Below are 23347 nucleotides of genomic sequence, written 5' to 3' on the forward strand. Positions count from 1 at the left end.
GATGAAAGTTGGTAGGGATTATACTCTCCAGTAACTTAAATTAGAAACCAGTTCTTGATTACTACAGTAAAATTGTTGTGCCTTTAAAAGAATCCTTAGATAAAAAAGAAAAATCTATTGGTTAGCATTTAACCAGTAGATTTTTCTTTGAGTTATTATCTTTTACATAATAATTATAGAAGATGGAAAATTCCACTTAGAAATAATTTTAAGCAGAAGAATAGACTAGTCTAATTTCTAATGGTTCCAGTATCTTTTATTTTGACGTGTGTCTTTACATTTATTTTAGCCTCTGCTAACGCTTGCAACCAATTTCCTTTTACTTTTTTCCACTCTTTATATTGAAATGCTCTAGCATATTGGGATAATCCGATTGGATCAATTTTATTCTGCTGTATTTCATATAACATATTTTGTAAATTATTATTAATTTCTTTTTGAATAGCACTTTTTAAATTATTTATATTTTTTTTATTATCATAGTGCCCTTTAATTGAATTCGGATTGGTTTTTTCTATTAAAGCTACATTAGCGTAAATATCGAGATTAAATACAAACTTTCCGTTTTGAAAATTAACAACTACCTTCCTTGTCGCGTTCTGTACGAATATAGAAGTGTTTGTTTTTTTGTTGGACTTTTTAGGAGGAAGCGCAAGGTGTAGTATCATTCGCCCGCTACTTTTTTGCTTATTTATAAGATTGAAAAATTTAACATCTTTTTTAGGGATATGAGTTAAATATTTCCCTTTTCGATTTAAAAATGCAATTCCTACTGTATCGATTTCATTCTTTGTTTTTTTGATAATTGGAACAGTTTGCGTCATTCCTTCTTCATTTTGTTCTCTCATTAATTGTTGAATTGTAGAAGAGACGGATTGGTTATTTTGAATTGACGATTCGATTACACCATTTATATAAGATGAAAGTGATGGTTTACTAGGCTTATGAATTGTAAAAATTTGTTCTGCAGGTCCATCTACAAGTACTACTTTAGCATTAATGGTAGCGTAAGGGTCACGGTAAGAAGAATCAAGCTCCTGCAACCAATTTGCTTCTTGCGCTAATTTTTTTCCAATTAAAATGATTTCAGCTTTGGAAGCTGTCATAAAGCCCGTTAACTTCGTATCTATCTTACTGAATCCAGTATATACAGTTGATGCTTGTGTCCAATGTTCTATAGTACTTTTTTGCTGTTTATGATGAAAGAGTGGTATGCTTGTTCCAACTTTTATGTCTCCATTAGGGGTTCTATCCAAGCCAATTAACAGGATTAATGAAACCTTCTCAAGAGGAATTCTCTGACTACAACCAATTATATATACACAACAAATTACAATCCATATCCATTTTCGAATCAAAGTTGTTTCCTCCTAGTAATCCAAGTAAAAAGAATACTGTAAGCGAAAAATAAGATTGGTAATAGAATAAAGAAAACGACATTTAAGATATCCATAAGAGAATATATAAACAAATATTGATCCACATCGGGATTTAGGAAAATAAATAGGCCAACTATAAATAACATAAAAGCAAGCAGCGCCCAATTGCGGGCGTTTTTTTGAAGTGAAATGGCCACAGATTCAAAACTGAAAAATAAATACGGATATATCGTAGTGGAAAATACAATTAAATAGTAAGCGATATATATAATTTCTAATCGTTCCATGAAAGAAAAACGAACCCCTTTTAACAGATGAAATACTGGCCAGATTACGTCTTTTATCCCCTCTGGACTAAAGTATATATAAGAAAGAATAGTAACATATAGATAGAAAAACATGGTTCCAGTATTCGCTATTAGTAGTCCTTTTATGGCTTTTTGTTTTTTTTGTAAGAATGGATATATATAATATGCAATTTCTAGGCCAGCATAAGGAGTAATGGTTTCTTTTGTTGCCTTTACAATAGGGTATAATCCTTCTTTAAATATAGGTAGTAGGTGTAAAGGATTGTAGTTAGTCTTTAGTGAAAAAAGAAGAAATAGTGGCATCCAAGTAGTGAAGAAGAAAACAAGCATAGAATAACTAGTAAGAGCCCTTAACCCACTCAGGGTTAAAATAATAAAAGGTAATAGTAATAATATGGTGATTTGATAAGCAGGAGTGGAAGGGAATATCCACACTTTTACAATATCGGTTGCCTTTAATAAAGTATTAAATCCAGCAAAAAATAGATAAAAGGCATATGCAAGAAAAAGAATTGTCCCTATCCATTTACCAAAGTATGTTTTTAAGATTTGTGAGAAATTTTTGTTAGGATTTTTTTGTAACATTAATATAATAAATACCCCGATTATAGAAGTAACTATCCATCCGAGAATGATCGAAATCCAGCCATCTGTGCCAGCATTAGTAGCAAGGGGGCTTGGCATAATTAACATACCAGATGCAAGTTGAAGCGAATGAATGAAAATAATAAATTCGAATAAAGTTACTTTTTGGAACTTAAGATTTCCCATGTTAACCACCTTCTTTTTTCTTTCTTTGTTTCGGCTGTCCTGTACTCGAGCGGGTGGTAATCATCGAAATAGGAAATCTTACAAAAGAATCTTTTAACTCTTGGAGACGAAATGGTGCGATTGGCATTCCATATGGTGAACCATAGGAAGTTAGTGAAACAAAATGAGCAAATAAAAGCATTAATCCACTAACAATACCTACAATCCCATAAAAGTAAGCCAATAACATCATTGGAAAACGGATAAGGCGTATAGAACTTGATAAATCATAATTAGAAACAATAAATGAAGCAATGGCTGTAATAGATACGATAATAACCATAACGTTACTAACAAGACCAGCTTGAACAGCCGCCTGTCCAATTACAATCCCTCCAACGATTCCAATAGTTTGTCCAATTGGTTGTGGTAAGCGAATGCCAGCTTCACGTAGCATTTCTAGTGTAATTTCCATTATAAAAGCTTCCAATAAGGGGGAGAAAGGGACTTTGACTCTTGATGTTGCAATAGAAGTGTATAAGTCTATAGGAATAATTTCAAAGTGAAAAGAGACTATAGCAATATAAAATGCGGGTAAAAAAATAGCTATAATAAATCCTGCAAATCGTAATAAGCGAAAAAATGATGCGATGAGCCAATGAATATTATAGTCATCTGGGGTTTGAAAAAATCCAATCAAATTCATAGGAACAACCATTGCACCAGGTGATCTATCCATTAACACTGCTACTTTCCCATCAAGTATATGATTTGAAATGGCGTCTGGGCGTTCGCTTAAATAAGCCTGTGGAAAAGGAGTCCAATTTTGATCTTTTGTATAATTAGATAGCTCTCCAATACTTAATACCGCATCTGTTTTGATTTTACAGATTCTAGTTTCTATTTCTTGGACTACATCTGCGTTTGCTACATCACCTAAGTAAATTAAATAGACTATAGAAGTGGCTCGTTCTCCAATCGTCAGCTTTTTGATCTTTAACTCTGTAGAAGGAATATATCGACGAATAAGACCTATATTTTTTGTGGCATTTTCAATAAATCCATCATGGGATCCTTTAATAGTAACTTCTGAAATTGGCTCTTGAATCGCTCTTTCTGCCCAGCCTTTTGTGTTTATTAGAAGTGACCGCTTTTCTCCCTCCATAAACAGTACACATTGCCCCTCAAGTAATCCTTCTTTAATTTCATTCCATGTATATACTATTTTGGTATGAGTAGCAATAATATTAGAATTAAATATTTGACTGTCTTCATTTACTTCTTGTAATAATGGTGTAACAACATTGGTTTTTAATGCAACACCATCTGTAAGGCCTTCAAAATAATATAGTAAAATATTCGTGTTTGTTTTTAATTGCAAAGGATGTTCAATTAAATCTGCACTAATATCAAAGATATTATCTAGTGTATTTTTAAGTTGTTTTAAGTTACTTGTTTGGATCTTTTCAATGGTTTTATCTGTCGTAGTTTCTAAGGTCTCTTCATTTAAGGACAAAATTGACACCTCTTTAATATATAACGATTAGTTGTATTTATTATTTTTATATGATTGAATTTTATTCACTAATTTAAACTAATTGGAGATAAGAATTAATAAATTTGATGTGCTATATTATTAATTCAATAATTGAGAGCAAAAAGCAGATGTAATTTGTGTGGAAATTTAAGTATTAAGATAGAATTGAAATTTGAATGATTATAATAAAAAGAACCCTTGATAGGTTCTTTTTTAGTTGGTAAATATGTTGTCAACAATAGATGGCGATAAAGGTAGTAATTTAGATGTCTTTATGTTAATCAACTAAATTTTGTAGGAAGAATTCATTTTTCATTTATTTGGGTGTTCTAGTGTATTTGAATTTTGCGCACTAACAAATTTTGTTTAGGGACAAAATGCATTTTCTTAATTATCAGAAAAAATAGCGCAACAAAATTCCTATTAATTATTTTGGTAGGTATCAAATATTTCTTTGGCCTTATTTTCTTGATATTACCGTACGTTTATATGTTTCTAAGGGAAAGAAATACTTTCATGTTACCATCTATTGTTTGATTAAGATGGTAACATGAAAGTGAAACGTTTACAACCAGAAAATAAAGAAAAAATATTAAAATGCGACTTTTTTCGACAATTATTCTATGTTTATATTTAATTTTATTATAGGAAAAGGCGGAGGGAAGCGGACCTTTTCCTATAAACTGTTTTGTTGGAATTAGAAATAACTAAAAAAGTAATAATAGCTTAAAATTAAAATGAAATTCAATGATAAAGTTATTATTGAATTTTTGAACCTCAGGTGTCTTGAAAGTATGGTCAAATTTTAATCCACTTTGCATTTCTTCCTTTTGTAACTAGCTTAATATGGCCAAACAGTTGCAAGGAATTTAAAGCCTTACTGATTGTACTCTCTGCAATGTCTGGATAAGTGTTACGAATACTTTCTTTAGTAAAGGGTTGTTTTTGTTTAAGTATAAAATCCTGAATTCTCTCAACTTTAGTATGTTTACATATAGAATCTAGAACTGTGTTATGAAGATCTTTGTAAGCCTCTAATATAATGGTTAAAAACGTTTTTAACCAAAAGCTATTATTATGTTCCTCGCAGTACCAATTCACCGAAGATTTATAAATCGAATTGTAATAATCAGATTCATGTTTCTTAATATATTTATCCAAACATACATATTTTACAAATGTATGTCCACTCTTAATTAACAGCAATTGCATTAACATAAATGCCAACCTGTTATTACCTTGATTGAAAGGGACTATGCAATAAAAATTTAATATAAAACGAGCTATTAATAAAAGTGAATGAAGCCCCTTACTAGTATTTAATGAGTTGTATTGATCACATAATTGCTCCATAAACTGTGGAATAAGTTCATGTGGAAGAATGCGGTAACTATTCAAGTGCATTCCATGTTCTGGAATTCCTGGAATAATAAAAGGTTTTTCACGCCATTTGGCACTGTCAGAGGTAATGTAATGTATTAGTTGAAAATGTAATTCCTGTATAGTTGCTGGATTGATTAATAAAGTACAGGAGTTTTTATGTACAAAAGAAAGTGTTTGATAATAGCAAAAAATAGCATCTTCCGAAATATTTTGAGGTACGATATCATCTAAAATAAGTTCTTTTAATCTTTTATTAGGAACTTTTATATCCTCGTAAATAGTTGTGAAATTTTTTATGTAATGTAGTGGTATAGTTTTTTCTAAGCTATTAAATATGTCCTTGTTTTGTTCCTGATAAGCAGCTAATTTTCCTTTGAATTCGCTAATTTCACTTATTAAATTTATTAACCTCCTTTTCAATTCAATATTTTTATACTTATCATCAAAAAAGTCTCTCATTTTTGTTCCCCCTGTAACCCCTTAACACGTTGTTGCATATATCTTTCCATTCTAAAGGTATTCCACGACATCATTGTAAAATAACGACATTTTCGTTCTGATTTTAAATATATATCAGAATCTATATTTTTATTTAACAATTAAAACATGGAGATTATAAAGAAGAATCGTTAGGATTCAATTTTAATAGGCATAATCCTAACATCAAATGTACAAATGTACAATAAAAAAATAAAAAATATAAAACTATCGACTCTTTTGAAAGATTATTTAAAAGGGTTTTAAGAAATTGTAGGTATAGAGTGCTTTAGTTTAGCAGTAAATATTGAAGTGGTAATAAAGTTTTCATAGGTAATCATAAAGTAGATAAACTATTAATTTGTGACAATTATGTGTCTAATCTATTATATACTTTTATGAGAATTCTAAAATTAAATCCTAAAGAGCTGAATTTTCTATATTTATCATAAAGATCAGAAGAGGTGTGTTGATGAAATGTATCATTTTATATAAAAATATGTAACGTTTAATACTCGTATTGTAAAATATTTTGACATACGTTAATTTAAATATTAGATACAGGAACATTTAATAAAAACTCAGTACTAAAATACCCTTTAAACGTTTCACCCTAAAATCGTTCTCAAGCACACTGAAGTTCATCCTTTGTTTCTGTGCCTTATTAGCTAAAAATAACATAATAAATTGTTAAAATGTGATAATTAAAAATGGGATTTTAAATCTTTTATCTTTTCTTAAACGTTAACAATCTCTTGATAATCTGTTTAAAGTAAGGAAATACAGGATAGAAAATAGCTATTAATAAAGAAAATACAGTTAAGCTAGATACCTTAAGCTATTTTATGAGTAATTAAGCGTTAGTTTGAATTAGTAGGGGTATTATATGTGTTTTAACCTCAAGTGTATATGTTTAAGGTTAAAGGATTTGTGAGTGGTATAAAAGCAAAAAAGTCTGGAAGAAACGGATATAATCGGTTTCTTCCAGACTTTTTTGCTTTTTGTAATATAAAAAATTTATTTTTCCTATATGAGGAATTTTTTTGTTTTAATATTTGAATTTTTTGTGAAATTAAACGGAGTTTTTATTCTTCTTTTAATACATAATGTTACAAAATTGCGTAATTGTATTTACTTTATTTTTATAGGAGATTAAAAATAATAATAAATGTACCAATTTATGAGAGATATTAATATATTAATTGATGATTTGTTCGTTTATCCTTATATTGCTATTATATTAGCGAAAGCAATATATTGGGGGGACAAAAATGAAATTGAAATTAACATCTAAATTGGAAAGATTAAGAACAAGTAAAAAGGGGATTGGTGCTTGTGTTTTGGCTGCAGGCATGACGGCAATCACAATGGCTCCTCAAAGTGCGTATGCACATGGGTTTGTTGAAAAGCCGAGTAGTCGTGCTGCTTTATGTAGTCAGAATTATGGGGTATTAAATTTAAATTGTGGAAATGTAATGTACGAACCTCAAAGTCTAGAAGCACCTAAAGGATTTCCAGATAGTGGACCGATTGATGGGAAAATCGCTTCGGCAGGAGGGTTGTTTGGAGGTATTCTTGACCAACAAACATCAAATCGTTGGTTCAAAAACACAATTAAAGGTGGAGTAAATACATTTACATGGAAATATACAGCGCCACATTCTACAAGTAAATGGCATTATTACATTACAAAAAAGGGATGGGATCCTAACAAACCATTAACACGTGCTGAATTAGAACCAATCGGAACTGTGAAACATGACGGTTCGGCTGCATCAAATAATTTAACACATACAATTAATGTACCAACTGATCGTAATGGTTATCATGTTATTTTAGCTGTATGGGATGTAGCAGATACGTCAAATGCTTTTTATAATGTAGTTGATGTAAATTTAGTAAATAATGAAACTCCTGATACAGTAGCTCCAAGTCAACCAACTGAATTAAATGCCTCTAAAGTTTCTGCCAATAGTGTTGAAATAACATGGAAGGCTTCCACTGATAATATAGGTGTAAAAGAATATCAAGTGTTACGTAATGGAGAAGTAATTGATACGGTACCAGGTACAACTTTTATTGATAAAAAATTAAAAGCAGATACGGAATATACTTATACAATAAAGGCATTAGACTCTGCTGGAAACATATCAAAAGAAAGTGAAAAACTGAAGGTTAAGACAACACATACAATCCCCGATATAGAGGCTCCAACTCAACCAAAAGGATTACATAGTATGGGTACAACATCGACAACTGTTGATTTAATGTGGAGTCCGTCAGAAGATAATGTAGGTGTTGACCATTATATTGTATATAGAGAAAGCGCTGGGGTTATGAATAAAATTGGAACAGCGGCTAATACATCCTTTATGGATAAAGATTTGAAGGCTAATACATCGTATAAATATGTAGTGACGGCGGTTGATTTAGCTGGAAATGAATCTAGTAGAAGTGATGTTTTGAATGTAACAACAAAGTCAGAGAATTCCGCATATGAAAAATGGGATGCAAGAAAAGCATATACTAAAGGTGATAGAGTAGTACATGAGGGGAAAGTGTACGAAGCCGTTCAAAATCATCAAGGAAATGGCGACTCAAATTGGATTTTTGCTTTATCGCTTTGGAAGCCAGTTTTGAATAAATGATAAGCTGAAAAAGATAGTTTACAATTTTGGATTGCTCTTTAAAAATTAAGGGCTGTTCCAAATATAATTATCTAATGGATTAAATGATATGTTAATAAAGTGAAACTGTAATCAGTGGAGGTTTTGTTCATCCCCCACTGATTATCAGCCCTCACCAATCGGGCTTTTACGGGCGCCCGTTAACGCGGGATAAAATTTAATCGCTATCCTAATGTTTACGAAATGAAATTAAAAAAAGAATCCCAATGGAATTCCATTGGGATTCTTTTTTTCTAATTTGTAATAGCGTAAATTTTCACTGTGAATTTGCTAGTGGCACCAATTGGACTTGCAATATAATATTTAGTGTTTGTGTAAGCTTCAGTCTTAGATTCATGTGAAATATTTTTCCAACGAGTGGAATCTATTCCCAGGGAAACATCAATCATTACATTGAAAGAAATAGTAGAAGGATAATCTTTTTCTGAAGGCTCAATAACCCATTTTAATTCTTTTGTACCTACAGGTAAACTATCAATTTTAAAGTTTTGGCTGGATCGATTTTGTTGCCCTGATAAAGGACTAGATTCAGATGCTATTTGCGAAATTAATATTTCTTTTTCATTTGAATGTATACCATTTAATTTAATGATACTATCAATTAAACCTGGACCAGGAAAATCAGCTGCGATGATACCAGAATGTTTAATTGCGCCTTGTTGTAAGAATTCGGTCCCAAGTATATTCATCCCCCCATAGTATACTTGTCCGTTTCTATCGCGAGGGAAATCACTCCACGCATTAGTGGAATTCGTTTGAATCAATTTAGGACTACTGTCAGTATTTCTGCCTTCTTTTCCGCTTGCAACAAACCAAGGATATACATTATTTAAAAATGCGGCTGCGCCCCCCGTACCACTAAAATGGTTGAGATAAATTTTTCCATTATTAAAGTTAGTATTTGTATTTTGTAGATGGTTTTTTATCGCAATCCATTTTGTATATATTTCGTTTGGTCCGCTTCCAATTTCAAATTTATCTTGTATATTCAAACCTTCGTAATCAATCCCGTACAATTGAGTGGATGTAAAGTTTTGTAAGATTACAATTTTCCCGCGGGTATCTCCTAAAGTAGGATTATTTCTATCTGAAGTTTGTACGGAATTAGGATCCCAAAAATATGAAGCATTAACGTTTTTGTATTTTAAAAATATCTCCTCAAATGATAGAGATCCATTTTCAGGAGTAGTTTCTTCTTTTAAGCGCATTAATATTGTTTCTGTTGGATGAGCTTTTAAAAATTGAATGGTCTCTTTCAATACATCTTCAAACACAGCTTTTTGATTTACAACACCATGATACATTGCAAAAGAATCTTTTACACGTTTAACACGCATATCTACATATCGAATTCCGGAATTTAATTGTTGGGATAAACTCATAGTTTGATTTCTTGTCAAATTTTCATCAATAAAACTTGCTCCATGTAAAGCCATTGTACCGTGAGTCCCTGGAATAGATATTTCACTTATTTTTGTTGAATCTTCTATTTTCGCCATCCACGATGGATTTTGATACCCTATATTGGATTCATAGGAGTAACCTGGATGACTATTAGCTAAAATAGTAGATGGTGTACTTAAACTTGCTAGTGTAATACAAGTAAGGATACTAATTTTAAAGAAATTTCTCATTTTTATTTTGTTCATTTTTTCTCTCCTGACCTTTAAACAATTGTTAGATGATTTTTTACTATATTTATTGTTTTTCATTCCTAAGATAATAAATTTTTGTATTTGAAAATAATTAACAATAGGGGGAGTAAGTTATTTGAGACTTTAATAATTTGTTATTATAAATTGTCTCTAATAGCCAAATGGATTATTGAAAAATCGAAGTATAGCCTCCCAAAAAAACAACTGTTTATTGCATTGAATACAAACAAAACAGAAGTCCTAAAAAAGACTTCCATTTTGTGACATATAATGAATAATAAGGTGGTAAACAAATCAAGATAATGTGATTGAGTGGTAAAAATTTATTAATAGCTGTTTTAGAATCTCTTATAACAAGGCTGATTACAAAAAGCGGATCTCTACACTGCTAATAAAAATTGAAAAATTCTACTCATTAAAACTTAGACTAACTACAGTTGCAATTGATTGGGCTGCATGTTCCCAGCTTCCATCTATAACTTTACCAATTTGCTGACCAAGTGTATTTAAATCATTTGGATTAACTGGAATTCCATTATACGCAGCAAGAATTGATAAAAGTGGAGCGGCAAATGGTGTCCAACCACCTCTATCAATATTAAATACAGGTTTATCTAGTACCTTTCCATCTTGTACTGTAAACTCATAATAAAATTGATCATCTGGACGAAAACTTAAATGATGAGAAATTTGCCCCTTAACATATTTTTTTCCTGCACCTAGGTTTACTACTTCTATTTCTTTTACATTAAATTCATGTTCAAATACTTTAATTTTTTTGACTTCTGGACCATTTAAGGCAGCTTGAACGGCTGTTTCCAAATTATTTTGTGCCAAAGGTTGAATACTCGATTGTGCCTCTTTGTGTTGAATAGGAGCCTCTTTTTCTGCAGCAAACACCGAGGTAGTAGGTAGTGCACCTGTAGCTAACGTAGCGGCAAGTGCTGTTGTCATAATGATTTTTCTTTTCATCTTCATAGTTTTTCTTCCTCTCTTAAAGTTATGATATATAATCTTTTAAAGACTGACACGGTGCAATTTTTTTCATAATGCACGTAAAAAATTAGTTTAAGAATTATGTGAAATCTTGTCAGAAAATTAAAGTTAATTATATATGTATTTAAGATGATATCTATCTACACATATTTTTTCAATTTTTAGATAAATGAAATAGTAATGACTTCTTAAGAATTAATTTAGCACCTTGTTTATCTAGAAAAGTCCTATAAACACATTTAATTCATAGTAAAAGTAATATATTTGATATTAAATGTCTTGCATAATGCGATAAAAGTTCACAATTTTTTTATCATTATATACAGAAAAAGGTAACGAAACTTAAGCGATATGTAATACTTGTCATAGTTGTGAATTATGTAAATCTATTTAGTGTAACAGCTAAGATGTTAGATCTTGTTTTTCTTAAAAACATTACTTATTCGGATTCATGAAAAGGATTTTAATGGATTAGTTTGATTTGATATAAAAAGAGGACGCATTTTTATTTGCGTCCTCTTTTTATGATAATTTATTTTACAAGTTAAGAAGAATCTTTGATCATCTAAATAAATTCTATCACCCTATTAGGAGATGCTAGTAGAACAATATGGACTTTTATTTAGTTCATTTTCTAACAGTTCGTTTAATTCAATACTATAGGCAAGCATAGTACTTAGTTCAGAACCTTCTTCTATTGTTTTATTGATAATACTCTTTCTTGGTACTATTCTAAGTATTTTTCAGCTAGGTAAGAGGGGTATGATGAAATAGGAGGGCCCATCTTAAAGTAGGATAAATTGGTCTTTGAAATCGGTATACAGTTCTTTAATAAATATAGTTTTTGCAATATATCTTTATCTATGGGATGAAGCATATAATCTGTCATGATGAAATAATTGTGATGGTAGATAAATACTTTTCCTTCTGGTAAAACCGCGTGACGAGATAAATTTGGATAAATAGGTGGTCCATCTGAAAATTGATTTAAACTACGTTGTGAAACTTTAATAATTTCTTGAACTGAAAATTTAAATTTGCGAAATGCAATGGTGTCAATAAATGGACGTTTTTGATTATTTTCTATATAAAATAACTCTCCTTTTTCACTTTGCACAACCCGTAGATTTGGAATTGACTCTGTAAGGGTTATGGGGGGCCCTTCTGTATATTTGTAGATAAATGGATCGGGAATTAAGACAATTTCATTTTGATTATATTTGAAGTAAGAAAGCATATCTTTCGAAATAAGCCTGCGTTTAAAGTTATCAATTAAAAATACTTTACCTTGTGAATTACTAAATAAAATACCATTTAAATCTTTTGAAGGGAGGTTAGCATATAGGTTTTGGAAAGAGAATGGTGTTTTAAAAGTAATATCGAGCACTTTGTTAATGGGATAAAAAGGTTGAAATGTATTTAGGCGTTTCCAAAACATTGCATCTCCAGCAAACCAATATAAAGGATTTGTATCCCAATATCCACAGTACTTTTCATAGACTTTTAATAATATTCTTCTAGTATGCATAATTGAACAATGATCTACAACATTAGCAGCTGTATATAAAATTTCCGAAGCTTCTCTCACAAATTCATTTGTAGGTTGTAGGTTATAATCAACATATTTTACGTATTGGGAAGAGTAGACTACATCAATTTCAGGATGTTTTTCTAAGAAAGACAACATTTCAGCTAATCTGTTTGGAAGGTATATAGTATCATCTGTTAAATAGCAAATATAATCCCCACAAGTTAATGGTAGTGCCTCATTGATAAGTGTTGCATATCTTGTAGTTTTATATCGTTCATCATCTTGTATAAAACTATTCGTATAAGTAATTCGAGGATCCTCTAGATAATTTTTTATGACATTTATAGTTTCTGGACAGGAGTTATCATCCATAATAAAAAGTTCCCATTCTTTATAAGTTTGCATTAGAACACTTTCAATAACTTTATTAATTAATGATGGCTTATTATAACTAGTAAGGATAATTGATATTTGGGGTTGCAAAGTCTTCACCTCTATTGAGAATATTGAATGTGTTTTTCTAGTGAAATCTAATAATTAAAGCTTTATCGACACTTTCTTTTTTATACTTAAATAATTTATGACTTTTTCATAGATATGGTATGGACTATAGTGGAGAAAAAAGAGACATGGGTGAATATAAATACTGCTATTAATTTTTTATAGATAAAGAAACCTTTTTTAAAATTATCGGAACGGTTTGTCCTTTCTATTTATATAATAACGTAACTGTTTTTGTATTTATTGATAAGGAGGAGAGAGAGATTTGCCTAAAATTTCAGTTATAATGACAAGTTACAATAAGCCTGCGTTTGTTGAAAAGTCTATATTAAGTGTATTAAACCAAACCTTTCAAGATTTCGAGCTTTTTATAATGGATGATGATTCAGATGAAATGACCCAGAAGGTGATTCAACCATTCATAAATAATGAAAATGTACATTTTTATAAAAGTAATGTAGCTCATATTTCTGAAAGGACAAAAAAAGTAAGATATGCCGCTTTAATTAATGAGGCACTTAAGCATGCTAAAGGAGAATATATAACTTATATTACAGATGATAATCAATATGAAGAAGAACGTCTTAAAAAGATGTCTAGTTATCTTGATGAGAATAAAGATGTTCAAATTATTTATTCTGCATCAAAAACGATTCATATAGATGAAACAGAGATGCCTATTAAAACGGTTGAGAGACCTGCAAAAAAAATTACGAATAATGCTCCATGTACAATTGATCATTGTTCTATTATGCATAGAGCATCTGTTTTACCAATTCTTGAAAAAAGGTGGAATTCTTATTGGGATGAAGATCCTCAGTTTTACCGGATAGGAGATGCACGCTTCTTTTGGAGATTAAATCACTATTGGGATTTTTATCCCTTAGATGAAATTTTAGATATCAATTATATTACTCCCCATTCAATACATGCGCAGTTATTTGCAGAAGAAAAAAATGAATTTGTGCAATTATTACCACCACAAAGAACATGCAAAGAATTAAGGGAAGACTTAAGAAGAAAAAGAGGGTGAAAAATTGAGTGACATTTATTTGAAAAATTACTGGCTATTAAATTTAGAGTATATAAATATTTTTTCAAGGTTAAAGCATTATAATATTCCTTTACCATTACTGAGTAATTTTTATCAATATTTAGATGAAGATATAAAAAATAAAATGAAAGATAATAATTTTTACAAGCAATTGTCAATTGAGCCAATAGCAGAAACACAGTTACAGTTAGAGTTTGAAAAAATAATGTCTGTATTTCAATCAAACATAAAAAGAAAAAACCAAAATGGAGCAATCCTCCTAAATTCAGATTATCTCCGTTTTTCAGTAAGTAACTTTACCCACTTTAATCCAAATCAAACAAAGATATTAACTAGATCAAAAAAGACCGAACTCTATGGTCTTCCTACAGTTTGTGCACCAGATTATATAAATAAATCTGCTAATACCGCACATGTTTTTATAGAAAAAGCTAAAGAAATCTTTTTAAAGTTTAATAAGCACCCACTATTTTCAAACCTCTTTTTTCAAAAAAAATTACTAAGCGACCTTCCTATCATGATTGAGAAACTTAATATGGCTCATTTTATTTTTAAAGAACAAGATATTTCTGGTGTGATTGTCGGTACTACGGAAGATATAACAAGTAGAGCTCTTACTTTTCTTTCTAGTAGTGAGGGTATACCGAGTTATTGTCTGCAGCATGGTGCAGTAATGGGGGAAGAAGCATACTTTCCGGTTTTCGCAACAAAACAGGTCGTATATGGGAAATATGAAGAAGATTGGTACCTTCAAAAAGGGGTCAGTGAATCTCAAATCGAAATACTAGGGCACCCCAGATATGATGAGATCTTTGATAGAGTATATATGGATAAAAAGAATTTTTTTAATAAATTAAAAATAGACCCCTCTACAAAAGTGGTTTTTATTGCAACCCAGCCATTTAAAACTTCATTTTATACTGAATTGACAGAAAAGTTAGTGGAAGACAAAAATATTACGGTTATTATAAAGCCACATCCTTGGGAAAAAGGGCGTAATTTAGTGGGAGAATATATTAAGTTAAGTAACTTATATCCTAATGTTAAATATATAACAAATGAAGTAAACATATATGATGTTATTTTACATGCAAATCTTGTGGTTATCTCAAATTCAACAGTGGGATTAGAGGCAATGTTATTAGATATACCTGTAGTTGTTTATAAATCTTTATTAGAGGAAAGGGATTATAAATATTACGATACATTAGATTGGCTTGTAAATCATTCTATGGAGGATATGACTAGCACGATTAAAAAGGTTCTAAATAATCCTTTACAATCAAATTTAGCAAAAGAATTAAGAAGAAAATTTATTAATGAAAACTATCCGCAAGAAGCATGCACAAAAAGATTAATAAATTTAATTCAAATTGAAAAAGATTAAAATCGTCACCATTTATAAATATTTGAAGTAAAAGATTATATCCTCAGTTTTCAATGATTAATATGTATTTTAAACTTGCAATAGAAACGTATGTTTCTATATCCGGCAAACTAGTTTATCTCTCAACAAATGGATTGCCTATGGAATTACAAACAAGTTGAAGAGAGGTTTTTTGCTAAAATTATTTTTTAATATGAGGAGGTATATATTTTCATGTTTTTTAAAGATAAAAATGTTTTAATTATTGGTGGAACAGGAACAATTGGAAAAAGCATTCTTTCTAATGTTCTACAGGAAAAGCCAAAAGTGGTAAGAGTTTTTAGTAGAAGTGAATACAATCAATTTTTATTACAAGAAGAATTTAGGGATAAAAATCGAAATATTCGTTATTTAATTGGGGATATTCGTAATTATGATCGAGTATTTAGTGCGATGGAAAATATTGATTATGTATTTCATGTGGCCGCGATGAAGCATGTTTCGTTTTGTGAATATAATCCGTTTGAAGCAGTTTTGACCAATATTTTTGGAACACAAAATGTAATAAAAGCGGCAATTGCTCAGAAAGTAAAAAAGGTAGTTTTTACAAGTTCTGATAAAGCGATTTCACCAACAAATAATTACGGTGCAACAAAATTGACTGCTGAAAGATTGATTACGTCAGCGGAATATTCAAAAGGTTCAAGTGAAACGACATTTACAAGTGTTCGCTTCGGAAATGTGATGGGATCAAGAGGCTCTGTCATTCCTTTATTTGAAAATCAAATTAAAGAAAACCAAAAAATAACTGTAACGGATCTTAGTATGAGTAGATTTATGATGACACTGAACCAAGCAACTATGTTAACAATTGAAGCAATGAAAATAGCAAAGGGTGGTGAAACTTTTATATTAAAAATGCCAGTTATTTCATTAAACGATTTAAGTGAAGTGATGATAGAAGAAGTTACAAAGTTATATGGATTGTCCAAGGAGAATATTAAAATTGAAGAAATTGGTTTAAAACCGGGTGAAAAAATGTATGAAGAACTTATGACACATGATGAATCTTTACAGGCTTTTGAATTACCAGATATGTTTATCATTCCTAGCCCATTAAAAAAGGGTACTCAATATGAAAATGCAAAAAGGGCGAAGGCAGGCTTTTACCGTTCTGATAATCAAAATGCTATTTCAAAAGAAGAGCTTAGAAATTTAATATTAAACCAGCAGCTATTAACAGGAGGGGAGAAAATATGAAAATATTAGTAACTGGTGGTGCAGGTTTTATTGGTAGGTGGGTTGTAAAGAGATTATTGCAGGATAAGCATGAAGTATGGATATTAGACAACTTAGCAAATTCAACTACTGCAAATATTACCGAGTTTGCACACGATCTAAATTTAAAACAATGCATTCAAGGAGATATTAAAGATAAAAAATTAGTTGCTCAATTATTTGAAAATAATTCATTTGACCTTTGTTATCATTTAGCAGCGAGTATCAATGTTCAAGATAGTATAGATGATGCTAGAGCAACTTTTGAAAATGATACAATAGGTACTTTTAATTTGCTAGAACAATGTCTTAATTATGATGTCAAAATGGTCTTTATGAGTACTTGTATGGTATATGATAAAGCTACTAATATACAAGGGATATCAGAATTAGACCCAATTAAACCAGCCTCTCCATATGCGGGATCAAAAATTGCTGCTGAAAACATGGTTTTATCTTACTATTATGCTTATAAGCTACCAGTAGTGGTTATTCGCCCATTTAATACGTATGGTCCATTCCAGAAAACAGGTGGGGAAGGTGGGGTTGTTGCCATTTTTATAAATAATAAATTAGATAATGTACCACTGAATATATATGGGGATGGAAAACAAACGAGAGACCTTTTATACGTTGAAGATTGTGCAGATTTTGTTGTGGCAGCAGGATACTCTGCAAAAGCAAATGGTCATATTATCAACGCTGGAACAGGGCAAGATATATCCATTAATAAATTAGCAGAATTGATTTCGGGAAATAAAGTAAGCATTCAACATGTAACTCATATCCATCCGCAAAGTGAAATTCAAAAATTATTATGTAACTATGAAAAAGCAAAAACAATATTAAACTGGGAACCAAAAGTTTCTTTAGAAGATGGAGTTATTAAAACAGAAGAGTGGATTAAATCTTTAAAAATTAGTCCTAAGGAGAAAGAGTAATGGTAAGGGGAATCCTCGGTATGCATGGAGGAAAGCCTGTTAGAGAAACTTATTTACCATATGGTCAGCAACAAATTGATGAATATGATATTCAGGCTGTTGTAGATGTATTAAAAGGGGATTTTTTAACAACAGGACCAATGGTTCAACAGTTTGAAGAGGCTATAGCGAAATATGTGGGAGCAAAATACGCTGTTTCCTTTTCAAATGGTACAGCTGCATTGCATGCTGCCTGCTATGCAGCAGGCATAACTGAGGGAGATGAAGTAATTACAACTCCGATGACATTTGTAGCAAGTGCAAATTGTATTTTATACCAAGGGGGAAAGCCGGTATTCGCTGATATTGACAATGGAACATATAACATTAGTCCTAAATCTATAGAGGAAAAGATTACAAACAAAACAAAGGCTATTATTCCCGTACACTTTACTGGGCAGCCTGTAGAGTTAGAAGAAATACAAAAAATAGCAAAAGAAAACAATTTGATTATCATTGAAGATGCAGCCCACGCATTAGGAGCCACATATAAAAATAAAAAGATTGGTTCAATTGGTGATATGACAATGTTTAGCTTTCATCCGGTGAAACATATTACTACCGGAGAGGGGGGGGTAATTACCACAAATAATCCTCTGTTTTACGAAAAACTTTTTCAATTCCGTACGCACGGAATTGAAAAGAATCCTCGAAATCTTCTTGAAAATCATGGGCCTTGGTATTATGAAATGCAATTCTTAGGTTACAACTATAGAATAACGGATATACAAGCTGCTCTTGGCTTATCACAGTTAAATAAATTAGACTCTTTTATTAAAATTCGAAAGAAATATGTAGACATTTATAATAAAGAATTTAGTTGTTTATCTGAAATCATCATACCAAAGCAATTGCCTCAAACCGATTCAAGCTGGCACCTTTATATTATTCGTTTAAATACTAAATTATTAAAATGTAATCGAAAAGAAGTTTACGAGGCATTACAAAGAGAAAATATCGGTGTGAATGTGCACTATATACCCGTACATTTGCAACCGTTTTATCAAAAATTAGGTTATGGAAAAGGTATTTGTCCGCAAGCAGAAAATGTATATGAGGAAATTATTACGCTGCCTCTATTTCCTAAAATGACAGAAGCTGATGTGTGGGATGTAATACAAGCTGTGAGAAAAGTTCTTTCGTTTTATAGAGTTGCTAAAAATTAAATGAAAGGGGTGTTATTAAAATTGCAAAACCAAAAATTGTTAAGAGCAGTTACAAAAGGTGACATTAAAAAAGGAGAGATTATTACAGCTAATAAAGTAACAATGGAATTAAATGTTGTAGAAAATGCGCTGACCGAGCTTGAAGCAGAGGAATTATTACCTCAGGTAGCTGTATATAATTTGTCTGCAGGTACCCCAATAACAAAAGAGGTTATTGAACCTCCAAAGGTAGTAATAATTGTACTTTGCCGCTTAAAATCTACTAGGTTACCTTTAAAGGCAATATTGCCAATACACGGAGTTCCTTCCATTGAACGATGTCTTATAAATACATTAGCTATTCCAGGAAAACACCAGGTCATACTTGCTACTTCAGATATTGCACAAGATGACCCTTTGGAAAAATTTAATTTAGACGGGAAAGTTAAGATTTTTAGAGGTGATCCAGAAAATACCGCTGATCGCATGTTCCAAGCTGCAAAACAAGAAAATGCAAATATTGTCATACGGATTACAGGGGATTGCCCAGCTGTGTCACCTGAAATAAATACTTTTTTACTAGATGAACATTTGAAAAGTGGTGCAGACTATACACAGGCAGAGTTAAGTACGTTACCTGTTGGAACAGCAGGTGATATTTTTACATTAGAGGCAATCGAACGATTACTACAAACCCCAAAACCTTTAACTTATGCAGAATACCTTCCGTTTTATTTTATTAATAATCCACATTTATTTCGTATCAATGTAGTGAAACTTCCTCCAGCAGTTTGTTATCCTACTTGGAGGTTAACATTAGATGAACAACCAGATTTAGATATGTTCAATGAACTTTATAGAGGTCTGAATGTAAAATCTAAACCTTTATTCTTTCATCAAATAAAAGATTACATCCTTCGAAACCCTGAACTTATTGAAATTAATAGTCATGTAAAATTGAAATGGGCAAATCAACAATCATTAGTAGATGAGTTAAATAGAGAAACGATATTATAAATTAATAAATTGTAGTGCTTTTAGTGAGGAGGGAGTATCTTGCTTGAGAAAAAAATTGCCTTTCGCGCCGACGCATCTATTGAAATAGGTACCGGTCATATTATGCGTTGTTTAACACTGGCCCACGAGTTACGGAATAAAGGTGCTCAAGTATATTTCATTTGTCGTAAGCTAGAAGGTGATTTACATCAATATATTTTAAATAAGGGATTTTGTGTGTTTGTATTAGATGGAGATGGTGAAAATACAAATTTCTTAAGTTCAGAACACGGGAGTTATTTAAATTGGCTCAAATATCATTGGTTTGTTGATGCACAGCAGACCAATGATATTTTGTCGCAACTTCCCAAGTGTGATTGGTTAATCGTTGATCATTATGGATTAGATAATAGGTGGGAGTCTGCTTTAAGAAAAACTGTAAGGAAAATCATGGTAATCGATGATCTTGCAAATCGAATGCACGACTGTGATTTGTTACTAGACCAAAATTTATACGATAACCCTAATGATCGCTATAAAGATTTAATACCAGAGCACTCATTAGTAAAATTGGGGCCTAAATATGCTATATTACGGCCAGAGTTTCATGCTGCTAAGAAATTTTCACGAAAAAGAACAGGAGAAATTGAGAGGATTTTTATTTTTTTTGGTGGGCATGATGTAACAAATGAAACATTAAAAACATTAAGAGCCTTACAAAATATAAATCAAGATAACTTAAAAATAGACGTTGTGGTAGGAAGCCAAAATCCGCATAAAGAGGAGATTCAAACTTATTGTAAGAGTGTTTCTAACGCTTCATATTATTGTCAAATAGAAAATATGGAAGAGCTTCTCGTACGAGCGGATTTAGGGATAGGAGCTGGTGGAACAACCACATGGGAACGCTGCTTTCTTGGATTACCTTCTATTACAATTACAACTGCCCAAAATCAAATTGAAGTAACCAAGGCTGTAGCAAAGGTTGGAGCTACATGGAATATTGGTACAGCTGAAAGTGTTTCGGATAAAGCAATTATGGAATGTCTAAACAAACTTTTATCAAATTCTAAAATAGTGAAAGAAATGTCTAATAAAGCTCTTTCTATACAGTGTGCCAGTAATTCAAATGAAATAGCAAAAAATATTTTAGGAGGATAGTATGTTAGATATTGAGGATTTTCAATTGGAAAGGTTAGAAAAGAAAGATTTAGAACTTATTTTAAATTGGCGGAATGCAAAAGAAATACGTTCAGTTATGTATGAAGATCATCAAATAACAATAGACGAACATTTAAAGTGGTATGAAAAACTCGTAATGGATGAAACAAAGGTTGCAAGAATATTAATATATAAAGAAAAACCAATTGGATTTGTTAATTTTACAAAAATAGATGAAATGAATCGAACTTGTTATTGGGGATTTTATATAGGTGAAAAACAAAGTGTAAGACGTGCCGGAACTGTATTAGGTTTATTAGCATTAAATTTTATTTTTGAAATTAAAGACATACACAAAGTATATGCAGAAATAATAGAATCAAACTGTATTAGTTTAAATTTTCATCAGAAACTTGGTTTCCAAGAAGATGGAAGATATGAAGATTATATTTATAGGGACAATGATTATATAGATGTCATTACAATGACCTTGTCCCGTGAACAATGGGAGGAAAGAAAAGAAGCTATAAAAATAGAACTTGAAGGTGAAAAAAATGAGTAATGTATATATCGGAGGTAGAGAGATTGGCAATAGTTTGCCACCATTTATTATTGCAGAAATGTCAGGAAATCATAATCAATCATTAGATAGAGCGTTGAAAATTGTAGAGGCAGCTGCGGAGGCCGGGGCACAAGGATTTAAAATTCAAACATATACACCAGATACAATGACTTTAAATATAGAAAATGATGATTTTTCAATTCACGATACGAAAAGTTTATGGAAAGGCAAATCACTTTATCATTTATACAAAGAAGCATATACACCATGGGAGTGGCATAAACCAATTTTTGATCGCTGTATAGAGTTAGGGATGATACCATTTAGTACGCCTTTTGATGAAACAGCTGTAGACTTTCTAGAGACATTAAATGTTTCATGTTATAAAATTGCATCTTTTGAAAATACTGATATCCCCCTCATACGTAAAGTAGCCGCAACAGGAAAACCAATAATTATTTCGACAGGTATGGCTTCAATTGCCGAACTAGATGAAACAGTAAGGGCTGCGAGAGAAGAAGGGTGTAAAGAACTAATTCTATTAAAATGTACGAGTACGTATCCTGCGTCTCCAAAATCTACAAATATAGTTACCATACCTCATATGAAAGAGTTATTTAAATGTCAGGTGGGTTTATCTGATCATACACTGGGTGTAGGAGTATCTGTAGCGAGTGTTGCCTTTGGGGCCACAGTAATTGAGAAACATTTAACGCTCTCGAGGTTGGATGGAGGAGTTGACGCTAAATTTTCAATGGAACCAGCTGAATTTAAATTATTAGTAAGCGAAACTGAAAAAGCATGGGAATCTTTGGGGAATGTATATTATGGACCGACTGATATAGAAAAAGATTCTTTAAAATTTAGAAGATCATTATATGTAGTAGAAAACATAAAAGCGGGAGAATTCTTTACAAATGAAAATGTTAAAGCTATTAGACCAGGGAATGGCTTATTACCAAAACACATATCCAAAATTATTGGGAAAAAAGCGAATAAGGATATCGAAAAAGGGACGCCTGTTTCATGGGATTTAATTTGATATCGAGGAAATGAGAGTGTTTATAGAAAGATTTATAACAAAAATACTATTTAAGTAGAGAATAAATTTTAAAGGCCCTGTTTAAAAACAGGGCCTTTAAAAAGGGCATAATATTTAACAACTGAAGGTACCTTCATATTACCATTATTGGAATATCGATACCATATGTTAGGTGTTGAGAAATAAAAAGTTCATTCGGTACAACAAAGTGGCCAGCGAAGCTAGCTAAACACTTGTTGCACAAAAGAAAATTAGGCCCTGAAAGTAATAGATATGTAACCTAAAGTTACATTTATAGTGTTAACAAGCTTGCATATATTATACGAAAAGGTATCTAGTAAAAAATTTATTTTGTAGAAATAAAAAAGAAATTGTCACCGGATCACCTTTTGATAAAACAGCGTACTTTCAAACATAATATATTCAAATCCTTATGATATATGTAAATAAAAGAGCAGCTAGTGAAAGCTAGCTGCTTAATAAAGAAAAGAGAAGAACTACAGGGACGTTTAAATGAGTTCTGGCTTTCGCCTATCTTTAGTATTGACGGAATGTTTAG

17 protein-coding genes are annotated in these 23347 nt (G+C 31.2%); 10 read left to right on the plus strand and 7 right to left on the minus strand.

From position 1 onward, the window contains the following. Positions 1-230: 230 nt before the first annotated feature. The 4 genes from N2V92_RS17480 to N2V92_RS17495 all read right to left on the minus strand — a co-directional run bounded on the left by N2V92_RS17480 (position 231) and on the right by N2V92_RS17495 (position 5816). The gene (locus tag N2V92_RS17480) at positions 231-1358 is read right to left on the minus strand and encodes a Ger(x)C family spore germination protein (RefSeq protein ID WP_000619984.1); all 1128 of its coding nucleotides are present in this window, start codon (positions 1356-1358) and stop codon (positions 231-233) included. Then, positions 1355-2458 carry a GerAB/ArcD/ProY family transporter gene (locus tag N2V92_RS17485; RefSeq protein WP_000527367.1) on the minus strand — a complete coding sequence of 368 codons (1104 nt, stop codon included), beginning with the start codon at positions 2456-2458 and terminating at the stop codon, positions 1355-1357. The genes N2V92_RS17480 and N2V92_RS17485 overlap by 4 nt, the downstream gene beginning before the upstream one ends. 1 nt (position 2459) lies before the next feature. After that, positions 2460-3953 carry a spore germination protein gene (locus N2V92_RS17490; RefSeq protein ID WP_016077405.1) on the minus strand — a complete coding sequence of 498 codons (1494 nt, stop codon included), beginning with the start codon at positions 3951-3953 and terminating at the stop codon, positions 2460-2462. Positions 3954-4772: 819 nt separating this feature from the next. Further along, the gene (locus N2V92_RS17495; protein ID WP_001204206.1) at positions 4773-5816 is read right to left on the minus strand and encodes a Fic family protein; all 1044 of its coding nucleotides are present in this window, start codon (positions 5814-5816) and stop codon (positions 4773-4775) included. Positions 5817-7105: 1289 nt separating this feature from the next. On the opposite strand from N2V92_RS17495, the gene N2V92_RS17500 reads away from it, so the two are divergent. Beyond that, a complete protein-coding gene (locus tag N2V92_RS17500; RefSeq protein ID WP_016077406.1) occupies positions 7106-8482 on the plus strand; it encodes a lytic polysaccharide monooxygenase in 1377 nt (458 codons plus the stop codon). 272 nt (positions 8483-8754) lie between these two features. Here the strand turns inward: N2V92_RS17500 and N2V92_RS17505 are convergent, their stop codons facing one another. From N2V92_RS17505 to N2V92_RS17515, 3 genes are all read right to left on the minus strand, one after another. Continuing rightward, a complete protein-coding gene (locus N2V92_RS17505) occupies positions 8755-10170 on the minus strand; it encodes a phosphatidylinositol-specific phospholipase C (RefSeq protein ID WP_016077407.1) in 1416 nt (471 codons plus the stop codon). A gap of 414 nt (positions 10171-10584) precedes the next feature. Beyond that, positions 10585-11154: a hypothetical protein gene (locus tag N2V92_RS17510; RefSeq protein WP_000782791.1), complete on the minus strand. Its 570-nt coding sequence runs from the start codon at positions 11152-11154 to the stop codon at positions 10585-10587. Between the two features lie 745 nt (positions 11155-11899). After that, entirely contained in the window at positions 11900-13186 is a 1287-nt protein-coding gene (locus N2V92_RS17515) for a glycosyltransferase family 2 protein (RefSeq protein WP_016077408.1), read from the minus strand. A gap of 283 nt (positions 13187-13469) precedes the next feature. On the opposite strand from N2V92_RS17515, the gene N2V92_RS17520 reads away from it, so the two are divergent. The 9 genes from N2V92_RS17520 to pseI all read left to right on the plus strand — a co-directional run bounded on the left by N2V92_RS17520 (position 13470) and on the right by pseI (position 22788). Beyond that, a complete protein-coding gene (locus tag N2V92_RS17520; protein WP_001124407.1) occupies positions 13470-14237 on the plus strand; it encodes a glycosyltransferase family 2 protein in 768 nt (255 codons plus the stop codon). Between the two features lie 4 nt (positions 14238-14241). Continuing rightward, positions 14242-15645, plus strand: coding sequence for a CDP-glycerol glycerophosphotransferase family protein (locus tag N2V92_RS17525; RefSeq protein ID WP_016077409.1), 1404 nt, complete (start codon positions 14242-14244; stop codon positions 15643-15645). A gap of 213 nt (positions 15646-15858) precedes the next feature. Beyond that, complete coding sequence (locus N2V92_RS17530; protein WP_000465155.1) at positions 15859-16884, plus strand: SDR family NAD(P)-dependent oxidoreductase; 1026 nt, start codon at positions 15859-15861, stop codon at positions 16882-16884. After that, positions 16881-17843 carry a dTDP-glucose 4,6-dehydratase gene (locus tag N2V92_RS17535; RefSeq protein ID WP_016077411.1) on the plus strand — a complete coding sequence of 321 codons (963 nt, stop codon included), beginning with the start codon at positions 16881-16883 and terminating at the stop codon, positions 17841-17843. Before N2V92_RS17530 ends, N2V92_RS17535 begins: the two co-directional genes overlap by 4 nt. Further along, entirely contained in the window at positions 17843-19048 is a 1206-nt protein-coding gene (gene pseC, locus N2V92_RS17540; RefSeq protein ID WP_000251480.1) for a UDP-4-amino-4,6-dideoxy-N-acetyl-beta-L-altrosamine transaminase, read from the plus strand. The genes N2V92_RS17535 and pseC overlap by 1 nt, the downstream gene beginning before the upstream one ends. Then, entirely contained in the window at positions 19049-20044 is a 996-nt protein-coding gene (locus N2V92_RS17545) for a cytidylyltransferase domain-containing protein (protein ID WP_000679359.1), read from the plus strand. It begins immediately after the preceding gene. A 39-nt stretch (positions 20045-20083) separates the two neighbouring features. Further along, positions 20084-21184, plus strand: a complete 1101-nt coding sequence (gene pseG / locus N2V92_RS17550) for a UDP-2,4-diacetamido-2,4,6-trideoxy-beta-L-altropyranose hydrolase (protein ID WP_000890380.1) — start codon at positions 20084-20086, stop codon at positions 21182-21184. A 1-nt stretch (position 21185) separates the two neighbouring features. Beyond that, positions 21186-21746, plus strand: coding sequence for a UDP-4-amino-4,6-dideoxy-N-acetyl-beta-L-altrosamine N-acetyltransferase (gene pseH / locus N2V92_RS17555; RefSeq protein ID WP_000884084.1), 561 nt, complete (start codon positions 21186-21188; stop codon positions 21744-21746). Continuing rightward, on the plus strand, positions 21739-22788 hold the full coding sequence (gene pseI / locus N2V92_RS17560) for a pseudaminic acid synthase (protein ID WP_016077412.1): 1050 nt from the start codon (positions 21739-21741) through the stop codon (positions 22786-22788). Before pseH ends, pseI begins: the two co-directional genes overlap by 8 nt. Positions 22789-23347: the final 559 nt, after the last annotated feature.

It is taken from the genome of Bacillus sp. CH_48, from assembly GCF_038008465.1.
Taxonomy (GTDB): Bacteria; Bacillota; Bacilli; order Bacillales; family Bacillaceae_G; genus Bacillus_A; species Bacillus_A thuringiensis_S.

What these genes read in the sequence shown, in the direction of transcription:
- N2V92_RS17485 (WP_000527367.1), bottom strand. Translation starts at nt 2,458, where the DNA reads ATGGGAAATCTTAAGTTCCAAAAAGTAACTTTATTCGAATTTATTATT.
- N2V92_RS17495 (WP_001204206.1), bottom strand. Translation starts at nt 5,816, where the DNA reads ATGAGAGACTTTTTTGATGATAAGTATAAAAATATTGAATTGAAAAGG.
- N2V92_RS17500 (WP_016077406.1), top strand. Translation starts at nt 7,106, where the DNA reads ATGAAATTGAAATTAACATCTAAATTGGAAAGATTAAGAACAAGTAAA.
- N2V92_RS17505 (WP_016077407.1), bottom strand. Translation starts at nt 10,170, where the DNA reads ATGAACAAAATAAAAATGAGAAATTTCTTTAAAATTAGTATCCTTACT.
- N2V92_RS17510 (WP_000782791.1), bottom strand. Translation starts at nt 11,154, where the DNA reads ATGAAGATGAAAAGAAAAATCATTATGACAACAGCACTTGCCGCTACG.
- N2V92_RS17530 (WP_000465155.1), top strand. Translation starts at nt 15,859, where the DNA reads ATGTTTTTTAAAGATAAAAATGTTTTAATTATTGGTGGAACAGGAACA.
- N2V92_RS17535 (WP_016077411.1), top strand. Translation starts at nt 16,881, where the DNA reads ATGAAAATATTAGTAACTGGTGGTGCAGGTTTTATTGGTAGGTGGGTT.
- pseC (WP_000251480.1), top strand. Translation starts at nt 17,843, where the DNA reads ATGGTAAGGGGAATCCTCGGTATGCATGGAGGAAAGCCTGTTAGAGAA.
- N2V92_RS17545 (WP_000679359.1), top strand. Translation starts at nt 19,049, where the DNA reads ATGAAAGGGGTGTTATTAAAATTGCAAAACCAAAAATTGTTAAGAGCA.
- pseH (WP_000884084.1), top strand. Translation starts at nt 21,186, where the DNA reads ATGTTAGATATTGAGGATTTTCAATTGGAAAGGTTAGAAAAGAAAGAT.
- pseI (WP_016077412.1), top strand. Translation starts at nt 21,739, where the DNA reads ATGAGTAATGTATATATCGGAGGTAGAGAGATTGGCAATAGTTTGCCA.